Origin of the sequence: Streptomyces sparsogenes, assembly GCF_001704635.1 — a bacterium.
GTDB classification, from domain to species: Bacteria; Actinomycetota; Actinomycetes; order Streptomycetales; family Streptomycetaceae; genus Streptomyces; species Streptomyces sparsogenes.
The window spans coordinates 1-3136 of record NZ_MAXF01000162.1; the positions used below are offsets into that span (position 1 = coordinate 1).

The following is a 3136-nucleotide window of genomic DNA, read 5'->3' on the forward strand; positions in this document are numbered from 1 at the left end:
CCGGCTGCACCACATCGACGCGCCCGAGGGCCTGCTCGTCACCGAGCGCGTCGAGCAACTCCCAGTCCACGTGCGGCGCCAGCGCGTCGGCGCACTCGCGCATGGCCGCGGCGAAGAGGGGCGAGGACTCCAGGAGCCCGGTGGCCATGCCGAGCCGCTGGGCACCCTGCCCCGGGAAGACGAACGCGACCTTGGCGCCGGGGCGTGCGGTGCCCCGCACCACACCGGGCGCGTCGGCCGTGCCGTCGGCGAGCGCCGCCAGCGGCCCGGTGCGCTCGTCGCCGAGGAGGACGGCCCGGTGGGTGAAGGCGGCGCGGGTGCGGACCAGGGCGGCGGCGACGACTTCGCCGGCGTCGTCTGCGTCGTCGGCTTCTTCGGCTTCGTCGAGGAAGAGACGCAGCCGGGTGGCCTGGTCGCGCAGCGCGGCCTCGTTCTTGGCGGACAGCGGCCAGGGCGGCACGCCACCGGTGAGCACCGGCGCCGCCGCGCCCCCCGTGGTTCCCGCGCTGCCGGCGGGCGGTGCGTCGGGGTCGGGCTCCTGCGGTTCGGGGGCCTGTTCGAGGATGACGTGTGCGTTGGTGCCGCTGATGCCGAACGAGGAGACGGCGCCCCGCCGCGGCCGGCCGGTCCGCGGCCAGGGGACGGGCTCGGTGACCAGCTCCACCGCGCCCGCCGACCAGTCGACGTGCGGTGTGGGCTCGTCCACGTGAAGGGTGGGCGGCACCACGCCGTGGCGCAGGGCGAGCACCGTCTTGATCACGCCCGCGATGCCGGCCGCCGCCTGGGCGTGACCGATGTTGGACTTCACCGACCCCAACAGCACCGGCCGCCCCCCGGCCCGGTCCTGACCATAAGTGGCCAGCAGCGCCTGCGCCTCGATCGGATCACCCAGAGTCGTCCCGGTCCCATGCGCCTCCACCACATCGACATCCGACGGAGCGAGCCCCGCGTTGGCCAACGCCTGACGGATGACCCGCTGCTGAGACGGCCCATTGGGCGCGGTCAGGCCATTGGAGGCGCCGTCCTGGTTGACGGCGGAGCCGCGGAGGACGGCCAGCACCCGGTGGCCGTGGCGGCGCGCGTCCGACAGCCGCTCGACGAGCAGTACGCCGACGCCCTCGCCCCAGGCGGTGCCGTCGGCGCCGGCGGCGAACGCCTTGCACAGCCCGTCCTGGGAGAGCCCGCGCTGCTTGCTGAACTCGGTGAACGCGGCCGGGGTGGACATCACCATCACGCCGCCCACCAGCGCCAGGGAGCTCTCCTTGGCGCGCAGCGACTGGGCCGCGAGGTGCAGCGCGGTCAGCGAGGAGGAGCAGGCCGTGTCGACGGTGACGGCGGGGCCCTCGAACCCGTAGGTGTAGGAGAGGCGTCCGGAGAAGACGCTGGAGGCGTTGCCGGTCAGCAGGTAGCCCTCGCTGTCCTGGGTGCCGCCCACGTTCGAGCCGTAGCCGGACAGGACGCCGCCGACAAAGACCCCCGCGCTCTCGCCGCGCAGCGTGCCGGGGTCGATCCCGGCCCGTTCGAACGCCTCCCAGGAGGCCTCCAGCAGCACTCGCTGCTGCGGGTCCATGGCAAGGGCCTCGCGCGGCGAGATCTCGAAGAACTCGGCGTCGAAGTCGGCGGCGGCGTCGATGAACCCGCCCTTGCGGATGTACGAGCTGCTCGGGCGCAGCCCCTCCGGGTCGTAGAGGGAGGCCAGGTCCCATCCGCGGTCGGCGGGGAAGTCCGCGATGCCCACGCGTCCCTCGGCGACCAGCTCCCAGAGGTCTTCCGGGGTCCGCACCCCGCCGGGGAAGCGGCAGCTCATGCCGATGACGGCGAGCGGCTCACGGGCGGCCTCCTCGACGGCGCGCAGCCGTGCGTAGGAGTCGCGGGCGTCGGCGACCGCCTGCTTGAGGTACTCGCGGAGCTTCTGCTCGTTCGACATCCGTTCCTCTTCCGGTCCAACAGGTGCGGTCAGCAGGTGCGGTCAGCGGGTGCGGTCAGCGGGTGGGGTCACATGGCCGGCGGGGTCGCCCGCCCGCCGGTCAGCTGGACCATGGCTTGTTGTCCACGAGCTCGAACAGTTCCGCGTCCGTGGCCGAGTCGAGGTCGACCTCGGCGGCCGCGGGTTCGCCCGCCGTCCACTTCGCCAGCAGGGCGCGCAGCCGTACGGTGAGGTTGGCACGGTTCGGGTCGTCCTCGGCGATCTCGGCGAGCAGGGTCTCCAGGGTGCCGAGCTGGTTCGCGGCGAGTTCGGCGGCGTCGATCTCCGGGAGCAGCCGCTGCTTGAGGTGTGCGGCCACCGCGGCGGGGGTGGGGTGGTCGAAGACGAGCGTGACCGGGAGCCGCAGCCCGGTGGCGGAGTTGAGCCGGTTGCGCAGTTCGACGGTGGTGAGCGAGTCGAACCCGAGGGTTTTGAACGGCCGGTCGGCGCCCACGGTTTCGATGTCGTCGTGGCCGAGCACGACCGCGGCCTGCCGGCGCACTTCTTGGGTGAGCAGTTCCTCGCACTCGCGCGGCGACAGCTGTGCCAGGCGCTCGGTCAGCCCGCCGCCCGTGCCGCCTGCCGCGGGGGTGGCGCGGCCGGGTGCGGCGGGCTTGGCCGGGGCCTTGACCAGGCCGCGCAGCAGGGGCGGGACGGTGCCGGCGAACCGGGCGGGGTCCAGCCGTACGGGGACGGTGTGGGTGTGGTTGTCCCCGGTGGCGGCGTCGAAGAGGGCGAGTGCCTCGGCGGTGGGCAGGGGGCGTACGCCGCCGCGGGCCATCCGGTCGAGGTCGGTCCTGTCCAGGTCGCCGGTGATCCCGCTGGTTTCGGCCCACACGCCCCAGGACAGCGACTGGGCGGGCAGTCCGAGGCGGCGGCGGTGGTGTGCGAGGCCGTCGAGGAAGGCGTTGGCCGCCGCGTAGTTGCCCTGTCCGGGGGCGCCGAACACGCCTGCCGCGGAGGAGAACAGCGCGAACAGCGCGAGGTCCTTGTCGCGGGTCAGTTCGTGCAGGTGCCAGGCGGCGTCGGCCTTGGGGCGCAGGACCGTGTCGAGCCGCTCGGGGGTGAGCGCCGTGAGCACCCCGTCGTCGATCACGCCCGCCGTGTGCACCACCCCCCGCAGGTCCGGGAGGTCGTCCAGCAGCTTGGCGAGTTGCTCGCGTTCGGCGG

1 protein-coding gene and 1 pseudogene are annotated in these 3136 nt (G+C 73.9%); both read right to left on the reverse strand.

All coding sequences use genetic code 11. The features are described from left to right. Nucleotides 1-1918: pseudogene (locus BBH68_RS32265) on the reverse strand (type I polyketide synthase); the annotation flags it as partial. Nucleotides 1919-2027: 109 nt separating this feature from the next. Beyond that, the coding region (locus BBH68_RS32270) for a type I polyketide synthase (RefSeq protein WP_065967317.1) at nucleotides 2028-3136 on the reverse strand (1109 nt) is incomplete at its 5' end.